The organism is Okeania sp. SIO2C9 (assembly GCF_010672455.1).
Classification (GTDB): domain Bacteria; phylum Cyanobacteriota; class Cyanobacteriia; order Cyanobacteriales; family Microcoleaceae; genus Okeania.
The window spans coordinates 362436-377998 of record NZ_JAAHGO010000007.1 but is presented as its reverse complement, the minus strand read 5'-3'; the positions used below and the strand labels follow the sequence as shown (position 1 = coordinate 377998).

Annotated in this window: 19 protein-coding genes; 7 read left to right on the top strand and 12 right to left on the bottom strand. The window is 38.0% G+C overall.

Going from position 1 to position 15563, the window contains the following annotated elements; translation table 11 throughout:
* Positions 1-42 precede the first annotated feature (42 nt).
* Complete coding sequence (locus F6K23_RS07970; protein WP_293153053.1) at positions 43-195, top strand: hypothetical protein; 153 nt, start codon at positions 43-45, stop codon at positions 193-195.
* A 355-nt stretch (positions 196-550) separates the two neighbouring features.
* On the opposite strand, the gene F6K23_RS07965 is transcribed toward F6K23_RS07970, so the two are convergent.
* Complete coding sequence (locus F6K23_RS07965) at positions 551-775, bottom strand: hypothetical protein (RefSeq protein WP_293153050.1); 225 nt, start codon at positions 773-775, stop codon at positions 551-553.
* A 323-nt stretch (positions 776-1098) separates the two neighbouring features.
* Here F6K23_RS07965 and F6K23_RS07960 point away from each other — a divergent pair, with 323 nt between their 5' ends.
* Entirely contained in the window at positions 1099-2175 is a 1077-nt protein-coding gene (locus tag F6K23_RS07960) for a phosphorylase (protein WP_293153047.1), read from the top strand.
* Positions 2120-2452 (top strand): hypothetical protein, encoded by a 333-nt coding sequence (locus tag F6K23_RS07955; RefSeq protein ID WP_293153044.1) that lies wholly within the window; start codon positions 2120-2122, stop codon positions 2450-2452. Before F6K23_RS07960 ends, F6K23_RS07955 begins: the two co-directional genes overlap by 56 nt.
* A gap of 354 nt (positions 2453-2806) precedes the next feature.
* On the opposite strand, the gene F6K23_RS07950 is transcribed toward F6K23_RS07955, so the two are convergent.
* Positions 2807-3628: an Rpn family recombination-promoting nuclease/putative transposase gene (locus F6K23_RS07950; protein ID WP_293153041.1), complete on the bottom strand. Its 822-nt coding sequence runs from the start codon at positions 3626-3628 to the stop codon at positions 2807-2809.
* A gap of 72 nt (positions 3629-3700) precedes the next feature.
* Between F6K23_RS07950 and F6K23_RS07945 the strand changes: the two genes are divergently transcribed.
* The 4 genes from F6K23_RS07945 (at position 3701) to F6K23_RS07930 (ending at position 8047) form a co-directional block, all read left to right on the top strand.
* Positions 3701-4699: a HEAT repeat domain-containing protein gene (locus F6K23_RS07945; RefSeq protein ID WP_367267657.1), complete on the top strand. Its 999-nt coding sequence runs from the start codon at positions 3701-3703 to the stop codon at positions 4697-4699.
* Positions 4700-4799: 100 nt separating this feature from the next.
* Positions 4800-5900, top strand: coding sequence for a hypothetical protein (locus F6K23_RS07940; RefSeq protein ID WP_293153038.1), 1101 nt, complete (start codon positions 4800-4802; stop codon positions 5898-5900).
* Positions 5901-6381: 481 nt separating this feature from the next.
* A complete protein-coding gene (locus F6K23_RS07935) occupies positions 6382-7272 on the top strand; it encodes an ABC transporter permease (protein WP_293153035.1) in 891 nt (296 codons plus the stop codon).
* A 403-nt stretch (positions 7273-7675) separates the two neighbouring features.
* The gene (locus tag F6K23_RS07930) at positions 7676-8047 is read left to right on the top strand and encodes a hypothetical protein (protein WP_293153032.1); all 372 of its coding nucleotides are present in this window, start codon (positions 7676-7678) and stop codon (positions 8045-8047) included.
* 483 nt (positions 8048-8530) lie between these two features.
* Here the strand turns inward: F6K23_RS07930 and F6K23_RS07925 are convergent, their stop codons facing one another.
* The 10 genes from F6K23_RS07925 to F6K23_RS07880 all read right to left on the bottom strand — a co-directional run bounded on the left by F6K23_RS07925 (position 8531) and on the right by F6K23_RS07880 (position 15363).
* Entirely contained in the window at positions 8531-8716 is a 186-nt protein-coding gene (locus F6K23_RS07925) for a DUF5837 family cyanobactin class RiPP (RefSeq protein WP_293153029.1), read from the bottom strand.
* 743 nt (positions 8717-9459) lie between these two features.
* Entirely contained in the window at positions 9460-12234 is a 2775-nt protein-coding gene (locus F6K23_RS07920) for a TOMM precursor leader peptide-binding protein (protein ID WP_375340741.1), read from the bottom strand.
* A 68-nt stretch (positions 12235-12302) separates the two neighbouring features.
* Entirely contained in the window at positions 12303-12539 is a 237-nt protein-coding gene (locus F6K23_RS07915; RefSeq protein WP_293153026.1) for a hypothetical protein, read from the bottom strand.
* A 102-nt stretch (positions 12540-12641) separates the two neighbouring features.
* A complete protein-coding gene (locus F6K23_RS07910) occupies positions 12642-12857 on the bottom strand; it encodes a hypothetical protein (protein ID WP_293153023.1) in 216 nt (71 codons plus the stop codon).
* A gap of 125 nt (positions 12858-12982) precedes the next feature.
* Complete coding sequence (locus F6K23_RS07905) at positions 12983-13735, bottom strand: hypothetical protein (RefSeq protein ID WP_293153020.1); 753 nt, start codon at positions 13733-13735, stop codon at positions 12983-12985.
* A gap of 40 nt (positions 13736-13775) precedes the next feature.
* Positions 13776-14114, bottom strand: a complete 339-nt coding sequence (locus tag F6K23_RS07900) for a hypothetical protein (protein ID WP_293153017.1) — start codon at positions 14112-14114, stop codon at positions 13776-13778.
* A 166-nt stretch (positions 14115-14280) separates the two neighbouring features.
* Entirely contained in the window at positions 14281-14616 is a 336-nt protein-coding gene (locus F6K23_RS07895; RefSeq protein WP_293153014.1) for a hypothetical protein, read from the bottom strand.
* A gap of 1 nt (position 14617) precedes the next feature.
* Positions 14618-14800 carry a hypothetical protein gene (locus F6K23_RS07890; RefSeq protein WP_293153011.1) on the bottom strand — a complete coding sequence of 61 codons (183 nt, stop codon included), beginning with the start codon at positions 14798-14800 and terminating at the stop codon, positions 14618-14620.
* Positions 14801-14813: 13 nt separating this feature from the next.
* Positions 14814-14966, bottom strand: a complete 153-nt coding sequence (locus F6K23_RS07885) for a hypothetical protein (protein WP_293153008.1) — start codon at positions 14964-14966, stop codon at positions 14814-14816.
* Positions 14967-15111: 145 nt separating this feature from the next.
* Positions 15112-15363 (bottom strand): hypothetical protein, encoded by a 252-nt coding sequence (locus F6K23_RS07880; RefSeq protein ID WP_293153005.1) that lies wholly within the window; start codon positions 15361-15363, stop codon positions 15112-15114.
* Positions 15364-15563 lie beyond the last annotated feature (200 nt).

Here is a 15563-nt window from a genome sequence, read left to right as displayed (position 1 = left end):
GCTATTTATAGGGGTTCCCTGTTTCTAGAGGGGACTTTTTTTTTGGCTTATATCACAAGGAAGAAGGAAGAAGGAAGAAGGCTTAATATCAAATCCGGTAGCATCGGTGTAATTAGATTCATAGTGTGGGGAGGGTGGGGAGTGTGGGGAGGTAGGGAGACCCAGAGATGGGGAGATGAAGAGATGGGGAGATGAAGAGATGGGGAAATGTTTGGTAATGGTTGAAGATGGAACATTTTTTACCGAAAAATTGTGGGTATGCGCCTCCCCTTGGATAGGGGATAATAAATAAAAATTTTCATCTCTTTGTCAATCCTCTTCTTTTCAAGAGGAGGTAATTATTAATTATTCATTATTAATTATTCATTATTGAAGTGCCGAATTAAACGGATTTGATATAAAAGCTTGAAAAAACTTAAACTTCCTGTAGATATTCACCCTTGGTTTTACACAAACAATAAAGTGCGGACATGATATTACGCAGGGACACTAAATTGAGTGATATCAAATCCGTTTAATTCGGTATACAAAAATGTTCCATCTTCAAGCATTACCAAATATTTCTCTCACTCCCCATCTCCCCATCTCCCCATCTCCCCATCTCCCCATCTCCCCATCTCCCCATCTCCCCATCTCCCCATCTAATTACACCGATGCTACCGGATTTGATATGAGGGCGCCATTCGGAGCTTTGCGGAACGCAAATGCCATTCGCCCCTACATTTTGAAATATCGATCGCCTCCTCATATCAATATCGGTAGTTTGACACTCCACGGACTAAAGTCGCGTGGATTCTTCAGAGGAGCTTTCTATCGTGGTAAAACCACAGTTTCCACATTGCTCGTTTACGAAGTATGCCGTTAGGCAAACAACCACATTGCCAGTACCGTACCGTAGTACATATACAGCAGCAGTCCACGCTTACGGTGCCAATTGCCACTACTCTCTCCGGCCAAAAGACCATTGAGCCTACTTTTTAAGTTATTAGTTAATTATAACACATTTTTTGACTACGGATTAAAATCCGTCGAGTCGTTTCCATCCACTGCTTAAAAGACGGTGGTTTCCCACTTACCGAAATTTTATGATTATAATCGATGACTACTGACTCTAATATCCAAACTATGTCCCAAAATCAATTGTTATTTACACCTGGCACTCTCTGGGAAAGACTGAAACAACAAACTGAATATGCTCTAGAATGTGGCGCACTTCAACCTATACCTACTGAGTACGAGTTTGTGCAACAGGATAATATTCGCTTCCTAGTACGCATTTTGTCTAATTTATCCCGGAAAGATGATGCTACAAAACAGCAGAAAAAAAAGAAAGCTGAGACTGGCAAAGATTTTAACCCTTTTCTACCTTATGAGCAGGATTTATTTGTTGCTGATATCTCTCAAACTCATCTGTGTTTGTTGAATAAGTATAACGTTGTAGATAATCATCTACTTATTGTGACTAGAGAGTTTGAGGAACAAGAAAATTTGCTGAATTTGCAAGATTTTCAGGCTTTGGGTTGCTGTATGGCAGAATTTGATGGTTTGGCATTTTACAACGCTGGGAAAGTAGCAGGTGCGAGTCAACGTCATAAACATTTACAAATGATTCCTCTACCAATGGTTTTGGATGGAGAGAGAATACCTATAGAAAGAGCGATCGCTACTGCTACGTTTGATAATGGTATAGGTGTTACGTCTGAGTTTCCTTTTCGACACGCTTTGGTTAAATTAGATTCTGGTTGGATAAATTCTCCTGTTGACTCTGCTGGTGAGATTTTGGCATCTTATTTTGCTTTACTCAAAGCTGTAGGAATAGAAGATAGTGATGATAAGAGTGGGAAACAGTCTGGGAATTATACAGGACTTACGCAAATCAACCTTAAAAATGCCATATGTAGGGGCGAATGGCATTCGCCCTCGCTGGATTTAGTGTCCGTGCCTAAGTCCTGTTATAATCTTTTGGTGACGCGAGAATGGATGTTAGTTGTGTCGCGATCGCATGAGAGTTTTAAATCTATTTCTGTTAATAGTTTGGGTTTTGCGGGTGCTTTGTTGGTAAAAAATCAGGAACAGATGAAAATTATTAAGGAGCATAAACCTTTAAATATTCTTCGTGATGTGGCTAGAAGAAGGAGTCAGGAGTCAGGAGTCAGGAGTCAGGAGGGAAGATGAAGGAAGGGTTGAGTTATCTAGGAGAGAAGTAAGAGGGAAGAAGAAAGGAGGAAGAAGGCTTGGTGCTGGTGCATTTTTATTGGTAGTACATTGTCTGGCAATGTTTGTTACGAGAACAGTGGGAGCATCTTGCTCCCGTGCCTGGTATTCTTTTTTAAGGAGTCAGGAGTCAGGAGGGAAGAAGAAGAAAAGGCTCGTATTAATTATTCATTATTCATTATTCATTATTTATCCCATTCCTTATCCAAGATTAATGGGATTTTTTATGGAGGTATAATAACGACTTTTCCATCTTGCAAAATAGCGATAGACTCTCCTAATTTTCTGTGTCTTTCTAAGGCTTCAGCAATGGCTTTATTAATACTTTAAGAAGTCTTTATTAAAATAATTTAGGTTGTTCATTATTCATGGTTTTATCTCCATAATTTGAGAATAAATTTCAGATTGATAAATAATCGGTGTGTGGTTAATTCTTTTTTTTCCTAATACAAACTGATTTATACAAACTGTTTAAGTATACTCTACCTAATTCTCTTACTTAATTTTTTTTAAGTTAACTTGACTACCAATAAAATTGAATCATTTATCAAAAATATTTTGTAGCCAAGTTAGTATGAACCTATTCAGTTATCTAATTGTTATTAGCCGAATTAGCTATTTGTTGAACAACCGACAAAGGCAAGTCTAAAGATTCAGCAATTACCTCTAAACTCAATCCTAATTTAACCATTCGAGCAACTGCTTCTTGTTTGGCCTTCTGTTGGCCTGTTTGTTCCCCAATATCTTCACCAATTAGTTGACCATCCGCAAAAGCATCTTGGTAAAATCTGGTTTGTTTTAAATCTCCTAAATTAAACATTGCTGCAATTTCCTCCCGACTTTTTTGTGGTAATTTGTAGACTATTATAGTCTCTATTAATTCGATGATATTTTCTTGTCTGACTGCATCTGTTAATTGAGTTTGAGTTTTTTCAACTAACGACTTAGCCAGATCGACTGCGGTTTCTTCTGGTTCTATTACCAGTTTAATAATTTCTACTCCTAACGAGTTTGTTTTTGCTAACTCATCTAAATAGATTCGTTGGACTCTTTCTAGAGTTAAAATATCTCCAAATTGGTGAGCTTCTTCTCTTTCGATACTACGAGTTGGATAAATAACTACTACTCGCCAAGGATTAATTGGTTGATATTGTCTTAAATATAGAAAAAGTTCGGAAAAGATACGATAGTATAATTCTTCTTTGGGTTGGAATTGTACTTCTACTAAATAGAATGGTTGGTCAGAATTAACATTAGTTGGTACAAATAATCCATCCATACGAAATGATAATTGTTTGACTTCACGGGAAGTTAATTTGTAATTTTTGGCTTCATTTCCAGGGATACCAATGAGTTCAAAAAAACTGGATGGAATTGTCAGAAATAATTTATAGAAGATGCTGTCTGTTTTCACGTTTTGTTGTGATTTTTTTTAGGTTATAGGTTTGGCTCCACTAACTTACCTAAAAGCCATTATTAATTATTAATTATTCATTATCCATCCCATTCCCGAACCAAGATTAATGGAATTTTTTATGGAGGTAAAATAACTATTTTCCATCTTCCCATTTCCCAGTTACTGCATTTATTGAGGGATGATGATTGGAGCGTCCGTTTTACAGCAGTCAAAGCAGTGGGTAATTTGGATTTAGAAGCTAAACAATTTATCCCTCAGTTGCAGCAGTTGTTGAGGGATGAAAATTCAGATGTCAGTTCAGCAGCAGCAAAAGCAGTGGGTGAGATTGGGTCGGAGGCTAAAAAATTCATTCCCCAGTTGCAGCAGTTGTTGAGCGATGAAGATTCAAATGTCCGTTCAGCAGCAGCAACAGCAGTAAGTCAGATGGGAAAATTGAATACTCAGGAAATTTTACCGATTTTGAATGCAGCTCATAAAAGCAGCTATGAAGAGGCAAGACTTCGTTTTATCGCTTACTTTGTCAGTGCCGGAGAATCTAACGCCGTTACCTTAATTCAATGGTTGGGTTCACCCAAAGAATATCCCTACGAAAACAATAAATTTGACGACACCCGCAAAGAAGGCAAAAAAGTCTTAAACCTCTTTGCCGAAATTTGGGAAGCAACCGAACTCCTGGAAGAATTACGCCCAGAATTAGAAAGACAAATTGCCAAAGTAGTCGATCGCGTCCAATGGCAACCCCAAGACATTAACCTACTCACCACCCACCACGAAAACCTAAAAGCTGCCAGCTCTACTCATGCTGATTCCATCAATACAAAAATCAAGCTATTAAAAGGAATACAAGTTTTCTCCTACATCTGGAAATTTCTACTCCTTCACGCCATAACTTGGTTCACTCTCCTCTCCCTCTATCCCAAATCTCGCGAAATTCAAACCCCTAGATTGGATTCCACCCTCTGCCACCAAAACCTATATTCTCCAACCATTAAAACGTCAGCAAATTCGACAGTTTCTCCAGACTCGTCAGTTTACCCCATCCGCAGAAACATCAATTTCCCAGTCTGAGTATGAGGAAGCTTGCGAAGAATACCTGGAAAAAACCTTCAATTCAAACAAACAGTCAGAGGAGGAGCGCAAAGCAGTACGTCGGTTATTATCGAATCCCATGGATTTAACTATTGTGGCGCAAATTCTTGCCCAGGGGAAAACCCCCGACTTGCTCAACCTGCAACAACAGCAGTATAACGTTATGGCAGCAGCATACGAGGGGATTAATTTTGATTCCTTTCCCCTAACAGAATTTGCCGAAACAGCATATCAAATGCGCCTCAACGATGAAATTAATATTCCGTCGGAGTGGAAAAAAGAGCTAAATTCCATGGAAAACTACAAAATGGTTTTGCGCCGTCAACGCAATGTAGAAGGTAATTCAGGTTCCCAATGGTATTTCCGCCATGATAAAATTCAAGAATATTTTATCGTCCAGACATTTCTTGGTGAGGAAAATCAAAAATTAGAACAACATATTAACGACCCCAGATTTCGAGGAGTTTATCTATTATTAGCAACTTTGTTACCCTATAACGAAGCACTGTTATTACGAGAGAAATTATTAATAAATGCAGCGGAAACCAAAGACCATGTTGTCAGCGACCGATTTATTCAACGATTAAACTCTCGGTCGGAACTATCCAAAGATGGTGAGAATTTGAATCTAGTGGAAATTATTAAATTGCTGATTGTTGAAAAAAATAATAATATAAATATTGAAGTTAATCCTAATATTGAAACTAAGCCTAATACTGAATTTAACCCTAATATAAGGAATGAAAAAATGAATGATTCTTACAGCTCAAAATATGACCAGAGACAAGCTGAACGTAATCATATAGTAGATCAAGAAAAAAGTCGGAATCTTAGTGGTAATGTAGTCGGGAACGCTGAAGGTAGTCCTGTAGTCCGGACTGCTGAAAGTAGCAGTCAAGTTGTAGGAACCCAAAATAACTATGGTTCCCAAGAAAAGCAAACCCTTGCGGAAGCTGCTGATGAGATTCAAAAATTGTTGAAACAGTTGGAATCAAATAATCCCGATGCGACAGATGCAGAAAAACAAGCATTTGTCACCGCCTCCATTCCCCCAAATAACCGTCAACGTTTTGTCGGAGCATTGCAAGCGGGAGGCAAAGAAGCGCTCAAAGAATTATTAGATAATCCTTATGTTAACGTTGGAGTTGCTATTGTGGAAGGGTGGCAAAATCCAAATTAAGAGGGTATAAAAAGTTGGAAACTTGTAGGTAGGGTTGAGTCAGGAAACCCCTCCGGGGGTGCTACGCTCGTAGTTGGGCTTTAGCCCTAACAATACTTATATCATGTCTCATTAATTAGACGTTATAAAAACGATATTCTCAAGATAATTGAAAATCTATCAAATTGCCCTCTACTACCTACTCGCTCATAAATGTTATTTGTGAGTATTTAAAGAGTAGTATTGGGGCTAAAGCCCAACTACGAGCAATTATAGCTGTTGCTAGCGCTTAACCAAACCTACATTATTTTTTAATAATTCTTACCACTTTTCCCCTATTCTGCCATTTCTAAATAGCAGTGTTAGAATTACCAGTGTATAGGGCAAAAGTCATTGGCATACAGTGGAAAAATATTAATAATAAGTTAAAAGTCTTTAACTTCCACATTGCCGTATTATCTTTTGTCTATACATTCTGCACTAATAATATCTAAAATCTAACATGAGTAGTACTATTACTCCTTCCCAACCAAATATTAGTCAGTTGTCTGACACTAAAACGACATCTTTAACCTCCGGTTCTGTAGTGGGAGATTTCTTCCAAGAAACCCTAGCATTAACCCGTCGATTATTTATCCAACTAAAACGACGCCCTTCGACATTAATAGCAGGAATTATCCAACCCCTGATGTGGTTAATCCTATTTGGGGCACTTTTCCAAAATGTACCTCAAGGTTTATTTGGTGAAAGTCAAAACTATGGACAATTTCTCGGTGCTGGTATTATTGTCTTCACCGCTTTTGCTGGTGCCCTGAATGCTGGTTTGCCAGTCATGTTTGACCGAGAATTTGGCTTTCTCAACCGCCTACTGGTAGCTCCATTAACATCCCGCTTTTCTATTGTCATAGCTTCAGCTACTTTTATTGTCACCCTGAGTTTTATTCAGTCAGCAATAATCATCGGTGCTGGTGCATTTTTGGGTGCTGGATTACCTGATATATTAGGATTAGCTACCATCGCTCTGATTGTCCTAATGTTGGTTGTGGGCGTAACTGGTTTAAGTTTGGGTCTGGCCTTTGCTTTACCTGGTCACATTGAACTTTTGGCAGTTATTTTTGTCACTAACTTACCTTTACTCTTTGCCAGTACTGCTTTAGCACCTCTATCTTTTATGCCTAATTGGTTACAGGTAGTGGCAAGTTTAAATCCTTTGACTTATGCGATCGAGCCTATTCGCTATTTGTATCTACATAGTGACTGGTCTATTGGTAGTATAATCATGGAAACACCTTTTGCTGATATTTCTTTTGGTACAGCATTGTTGGTACTTTTGGTATTTGATATAGTGACTTTAGTCGCAATTCAACCTTTATTACGTCGTCGGTTTGCCTAAAAATGTAGTAGCGTGACACGCCTAAAATGTTGCATCGGGTAGGGGCAGTTCCACGTTAATTTATATCATGTCCGGTAGTATCGTTTGTGTATAAAATTAAGGTGACAATAGAAGAAAACCTTCTGCCTTCTGCCTTTCTTCCACCAAAGTCTAATTATTCAACCGGACATGATATTAATTGTGTTACAAACTATTCAGATAAACCCGTCCCCTCCCTAATAGTCTAGTGCTACCCTCAAAAATTAATAATTAATCAGGACTTACGCAGGAACTCTACTTATGGCTAGGGCGAATGCCATTCGCCCCTACAGATGGTGCGTAAAATTAGCTCTCTTCTTCAGACAGACCAAAAAAGTTGTATGCTATATATCTAAAGTTTCCTAAAAAAGCTACGATATGACCTATGTCTACACAACTTTTGACAACAATCATTTTCAGCACCTTAACTACAGGAATAATCACTATATTCCTACCTCAGCCATCTTTTGCTGAATCTTATGAAACTAATACAGTTAATCCTCTAAAGGATTTGCAAACCGTAGATAACCCTGATCCTTTCAGTGGTTCCGGTGGGTTGAATATGTTCGACATTATTCATAACTCTAGACTGGGAAATAACCGGAATATGAAAGAGTATATGCTCGAACAACGTGACAGTCTTAATGATGCAGCGACGCAGTTTCGCAATAAACAGCAGCAACTTATACAACCATCACAGAATGCTGTTGGTGATACTCCTGCTTCTACCGTAGGTGAGAGTGAAATTAATCCTTAATCAACATAGTTATTTATTCGAGCGATCGCTCTGTTGTTCAAAGTAGCAACATGAGCGTTTTGTTTTTTTTCAAAGAGAATAGATAACAGGGAACGGGAAGTATATAGAAGTACCTTCTTTGGTCTTTGATATCAAATTGCACTGACTTAACCACAATATGATCAAAGATGGCATACTCCTCAAGAGTCATCTTAAGATGACTTATAGCGGTTTTCGCTCTTGATGAACCACATCGCCATAACCAAAACCCTGTAGGGACGTTGCATGCAACGTCCCTACAGTGGTCTACTGAAATGAAAACCGCTGTAAACTATTAGCCAAGGATTGAAATCCTTGGCTTTGATATAGCAACTTTTATTGTGATGAAGCAGAGTTATCAAAATAACATGGGTCTAAAACCCCACCTTATTAAGGCGCAACATTTTTGGAGCGGGGCTTAAACAAAAATAACTTCTGACTTCTGACTTCTGACTTCTGACTTCGTTATTCTGCGTCACTGTCGTAGGAACATCTGTAAGGCAGATTCCTCCTGGAACCTTGTGGGGCTATGCCCTCCCTGGAAGCAAAGCCAGTTGTCAGGTTTTCTTCTTCAAGTCCCTCTATAGGTTTTTCAATGTTCAAGCGAATCACAGGCTTTTGTTGTTGTGGCATCAGATTTTTCTTGGCCATCGGATTATTCCTCTGTGTATTTTTAGCTTAATTTGCTTGCATTTTAGATTTATGAGTCACTACTGTCAAGCTTGGCTTGGCGAGCCATCAGGTATAAAGTTGTGTGGCGTTGTCATCCGCCAAGAAATTTATTTCTTGGCTCACAGCAGAAGTCATCTTTAAGATGACTAAAGATAGCTGATTTATTATGGCTAATTAATGAGATTTGATATTATACTCGAAAACTCCCTCTTCTTCCCTCCTGACTCGGTCCTCCTGACTCCTCTATTATCTCAACGTTGGTTGAAGACCCGCGCTCTCCCAAAGGGGAGGGTCGGGATGAATGCGAGCGCATTCCGGAGGAAAAACCAATCAATTTTGAGGCGCATGTCAATAGTATGTTAGACTAAAACTCTGGCTGCTGGGCTAGCAGTGTCAGTCTGTGGAGCGCGCCTTTAGACCGAAAAGAGGCTCGACCTTGGAGGCTGGTGCATTGTTAGCGCAGCTCCTCTGCAAGAGGCAGCAGAAAGACCTAAGAGCGCGATGGTTAGGAATCCCGCGCTGTCACGCAAGTGCAGCGTCGGGAGGATGTCAATTCGGACATGATATTAAAATATGGCGTTGCTGATTTTGGGTATGATTTTGCCCCCTAGCCCCCCAATTTTGGGGGGAATAAAATTCTAAAAGTCCCCCAATTTTGGGGGATGCGCGGGGGCTTGACCAGAACCAAACAATCGCGCATTCATACTTCAATTCAGCAACGCCTAAAATATTATCGGCATTGAATTCATCTGTTCTTCCCGCAATGGTTCAGACAACCAACCCTTTTTCACAGGTACATCATACAACCTACCCCCCCCAAACCGCGGCCAAAAATGGCGTAACTCAGGCACAATAACTTTCACTACATTTAATTCAATATCTGGACGAGTCTGATCCAATACCAAAGTTTCCATTCCTGCTCCTTGAGCAATTTTCACACAGGTCAAAACATCCTCATAAATGTCATCGCTCCAAAGCAGAGGATAATCTCCATAAACTTTGGCTGGTATTTCTGGGTGGGGAGCTAAATAAGGTTGATTTTCTATAGTTGCTGTGGTCATCCATTCCTGTATCCCTTCTTCCATTTGACTAACATCTTCCTCATCTATTCCCAAACCAATTTGATTCACTTCTGTTACTGCCCGCAGCATGGCAATTTTGGGGTCAAAATGCGCTCCAAAACCTGTAATAATTCGTTCATACTCCCCATCAATTCGATGTGAAACTGCGCTAAAAGCTGGTATCCCCAAATCTGTGGTTAAATCTAACACCCATAACTCGCGATGATTTTGTTGATAAAATTCTTGTACTGCCAATAAATAGGGGTCGTCAAAACTGGCTAAATCTACCGATGGACGCTTCAGGCGATTGTACCACCAAATTGCTACACTATCGCGCTCTACTAATTCCATAAATCCTTGCAAAATTGCTTCTTCTATGGTATTGCCAGCAGCGTTGCCATTAGAATCAGCTATACAGAAATTATGGTTTGTGGGCAAGTTATAAGCATAATAACACCAAGCAGTAGGCAAGTATTTACGAGTATCTTCTGTGAGCGACCATACTGGAGTCCAATCAATTTTTTTGCTGGCATTAAAAGGTAGGGGAATCCAATCGCAGTCTACTTTACTTTTGGCATTCAACTTTTTGCGGTTTGCGTACTGAGTAGGACTGAAGTGCAAAATTTTTTCTGGGTGAATAGCTTTTTCTCCCAATTCAGCTAAAGTTGTTTTTTTCCGGGGTTCGTCTCCTTGGAATATTCCTGAATAACGTTCGATCGCTTCACAAAAACCACTAGCTTTAGCTTGGCGATCGCTTTTGCCTTTTCCTCCACTTTTATGACCAAGGGAACGACGCAAAGCACTGAGGGTTTTGGCACTACCGAAACTATGAATAGCATTGTAGGTATGAATTAAAGGATTATTTGGGTCGGAGGTTGGTACTAAAGCACTGACAACTCCAGTAATGGGACTTATCAGTTGTTCGTAGCGTTTTGTTGTTTGGTCGGGAGTGAGTGCGCGATGACCACCATCAGAGGTAAAATGTTTTTTGCTACTGGTAAGAGTCAGGGGATAAAATGCCATGTCTTTGAGTAATTTAGGATCGCCACAAGTTTGACATTGAGGTCGTTTACTCAAAATATGAGTTTCTGTAGTTAGGTTGGTCTGGTTAAAGGTAATTACTTTTCCAGCGAGGGTAGTAAAGTTAGGCATTTCCTCCCCACATCTTTGTACTATCCATTTGGCAACTTCAGTGGTTATTAGATTTATGGCAGTTGCTAAAGTTGAGGGTAGGAAACCAAAAGAGGTAGGGAGACATCCAGAAATTTCTCTTTTACTAGCACTAGATTTTTTGGTGGAAGGAGATTTCTGTTTCTGTCGCAAAACAGCAGCTTCAACTTCCCGATGACCGCGCAAACGTTGAGCTAAACATTCCCAACATCCGGTATCTTCTGGTTCAAATATTGGACCCAACCACAGTAACCCTCCCACAGGTTTTGCTAGTAACCAAGGTTGATGAGCGCAGACTGCGGTTTCATTGATTTTCGCAAGTTGTGGTTGTAAGTAGTCATCGGTGAGGACAACTAATAGTGCGTTGCGGTCTGATGTTAGTGGATAATTTTCCCAAAGCTTGGTTTTAATACCTATTGCTGTCAAATTTTCGATTAATAAGTTTGTGGTTGTTTTTCCGACTGAGGCGACATAAACTGAGATTTTCTGGAGATATTCGGAGGCGAGTTGTGGTTCGACATTGAGTAATGACCAAAATGCTGCGATTGGTTGGGGGAGTTGGGGAGTTGCTGTGGTTAAATAACCTTTGTTGTGGAGGCGATCAAGAACATATTCGATTTGTTCTGAGTCTGCTATTTCTGATAGGGATTGACAAATTTCTTCAAAGCTATGTTGACCGTCTAATAGGGGAATTAGGTGACAATAAAATTCTCCTGTGAGGGCGTGAGTGGAATTTTCTCCTAAGAGGTAAACGTGTTTTGGTTGGATAATTTCGATGCGAAAATGTGGTTTAATTTGTGGATTTTGCATAATGATTTTCAAGTTTGGATAAGTGATTAGTTTTATAGCAGAAAATAGGGAATAATAGGAAAAATATTTTCCATTCCAGATATTTTGCCATTCCAAATATTTTCCGTTGCAGATATTTTCCGTTGCAGATATTTTCCGATTCCAAATATTTTGCCATTCCAGATATTTTCCATTCCAGATATTTTGCCATTCCAGATATTTCCCGTTGCAGATATTTTGCCATTCCAGATATTTTCCGTTGCAGATATTTTCCGATTCCAGATATTTTGCCATTCCAGATATTTTCTCATTCCAGATATTTCCGATTCCAGATATTTTGCCATTCCAGATATTTTCCATTCCAGATATTTTGCCATTCCAGATATTTCCCGTTGCAGATATTTTGCCATTCCAAATATTTTCCCGTTCCAAATATTTCCCATTCCAGATATTTTGCCATTTCAGATATTTTGTCATTCCAGATATTTTGTCATTCCAGATATTTTGTCATTTCAGATATTTTCCGTTCCAGATATTTTGCCATTTCAGATATTTTGCCATTTCAGATATTTTCCGTTGCATATATTTCCCGTTCCAGATATTTTCCCGTTGCAGATATTTTCCGTTGCATATATTTCCCGTTGCATATATTTTCCGTTCCAGATATTTTGCCATTTCAGATATTTTGCCATTTCAGATATTTTCCGATTCCAGATATTTTCCCATTTCAGATATTTTCCGATTCCAGATATTTCCCGATTCCAGATATTTTCCCATTTCATACCAAATCCTGTTTAGTTAGACCACAAATAATTCAACTACAATTCATATATATCAAGCTTTTTTCAATAATAAATTGTGGTCTATAGTAATCTGATTTGGTATCAGATATTTTGCCATTCCAGATATTTTGTCATTTCAGATATTTTGCCATTCCAGATATTTTGCCATTCCAGATATTTTGTCATTTCAGATATTTTCCGTTCCAGATATTTTCCGTTCCAGATATTTTGCCATTTCAGATATTTTGTCATTTCAGATATTTTGTCATTCCAGATATTTTCCGTTGCAGATATTTTCCATTCCAGATATTTTCCCATTTCAGATATTTTCCGATTCCAGATATTTTCCGATTCCAGATATTTCCCGATTCCAGATATTTTCCCATTTCATACCAAATCCTGTTTAGTTAGACCACAAATAATTCAACTACAATTCATATATATCAAGCTTTTTTCAATAATAAATTGTGGTCTATAGTAATCTGATTTGGTATCAGATATTTTGCCATTCCAGATATTTTCCGTTCCAGATATTTTGCCATTTCATATATTTCCCATTCCAAATATTTTCCCATTCCAGATATTTTTCCGTTCCAAATATTTTCACGTTTCAGATTTTTCCCATTCCAGATATTTTCCCGTGGTAGATATTTCCCATTCCAGATATTTTCCCATTCCAGATATTTTCCCGTGGTAGATATTTCCCATTCCAGATATTTCCCCATTCCAAATATTTTCACGTTCCAAATATTTTCCCATTCCAGATATTTTCCCGTTGTAGATATTTTTATGTTCCAAATATTTTCACGTTTCAGATTTTTCCCATTCCAGGTATTTTCCCATTCCAGATATTTTCCCGTTGCGGATATTTCCCATTCCAGATATTTTCCCATTCCAGATATTTTCCCGTTGTAGATATTTCCCATTCCAGATATTTTCCCGTTGTAGATATTTCCCATTCCAGATATTTCCCATTCCAGGTATTTTCTCATTCCAGATATTTCCCATTCCAGATATTTTCTTATTCCAGATATTTCCCATTCCAAATATTTTCCCGTTGTAGATATTTTTCCGTTCCAGATATTTTCACGTTTCAGATATTTCCCATTCCAGATATTTTCACGTTTCAGATATTTCCCATTCCAGATATTTTCCCGTTGTAGATATTTCCCATTCCAGATATTTCCCCATTCCAAATATTTTCCCGTTGTAGATATTTTTATGTTCCAAATATTTTCACGTTTCAGATATTTCCCATTCCAGATATTTTCCCGTTGTAGATATTTTTATGTTCCAAATATTTTCCCGTTGTGGATATTTCCCATTCCAGATATTTTCCCATTCCAGATATTTTCCCGTTGTGGATATTTCCCATTCCAGATATTTTCCCATTCCAAATATTTCCCCATTCCAGATATTTTCCCGTTGTGGATATTTCCCATTCCAGATATTTTCCCATTCCAGATATTTTTCCGTTCCAGATATTTTCCCGTTGTAGATATTTCCCATTCCAGATATTTCCCAATTCCAGATATTTTCCCATTCCAGATATTTTTCCGTTCCAAATATTTTCACGTTTCAGATATTTCCCATTCCAGATATGTTCTCATTCCAGATATGTTCTCATTCCAGATATTTTCCCGTTGTAGATATTTTTCCGTTCCAAATATTTTCACGTTTCAGATATTTCCCGTTCCAAATATTTTCTCATTCCAAATATTTTCTCATTCCAAATATTTTCTCATTCCAGATATTTTCTCATTCCAGATATTTTCCCATTCCAGATATTTCCCATTCCAGATATTTCCCATTCCAGATATTTTCCCATTCCAGATATTTCCCATTCCAGATATTTCCCATTCCAAATATTTTCACGTTTCAGATATTTCCCATTCCAGATATTTTCCCATTCCAGATATTTTCCGATTCGAGATATTTTCTCATTCCAGATATTTCCCATTTCAGATATTTTCCCGTTGCAGATATTTCCGATTCCAGGTATTTTGTCATTCCAGATATTTTCCCGTTGCAGATATTTTCCCGTTGCAGATATTTTCTCATTCCAGATATTTCCCATTTCAGATATTTCCCATTTCAGATATTTCCCATTTCAGATATTTCCCGATTCCAGATATTTCCCGATTCCAGATATTTCCCGATTCCAGATATTTCCCGATTCCAGATATTTCCCGATTCCAGATATTTTGCCATTCCATATATTTTGTCATTCCAGATATTTGCCGTTGCAGATATTTTGCCATTCCAGATATTTTGTCATTCCAGATATTTGCCGTTGCAGATATTTTGCCATTTCAGATATTTTGTCATTTCAGATATTTTCCGTTCCAAATATTTTCCGTTGCAGATATTTTGCCATTCCAGATATTTTGCCATTCCAGATATTTGCCGTTGCAGATATTTTGCCATTTCATATATTTCCCGTTGCAGATATTTTGCAATTTCAGATATTTTGCAATTTCAGATATTTTGCAATTTCAGATATTTCCCGTTCTAAATATTTCCCATTCCAAATATTTTCCGTTCCAGATATTTTCCTATTTCATATATTTTCCTATTTCATATATTTTGCAATTTCAGATATTTCCCATTTCAGATATTTTGTCATTTCAGATATTTCCCGTTGCAGATATTTTGTCATTTCAGATATTTCCCGTTGCAGATATTTTGTCATTTCAGATATTTCCCGTTGCAGATATTTTGTCATTCCAAATATTTTCCGTTCCAGATATTTTGCCATTCCAGATATTTCCCGTTGCAGATATTTCCCGTTGCAGATATTTTGCCATTCCATATATTTTGTCATTTCAGATATTTTGCCATTCCAGATATTTCCCGTTGCAGATATTTCCCGATTCCAGATATTTTGTCATTTCAGATATTTTGCCATTCCAGATATTTTGTCATTCCAGATATTTTGTCATTCCAGATATTTTCCGTTGCAGATATTTTCCATTCCAGATATTTTCCCATTTCAGATATTTTCCAATTCCAGATATTTTCCGA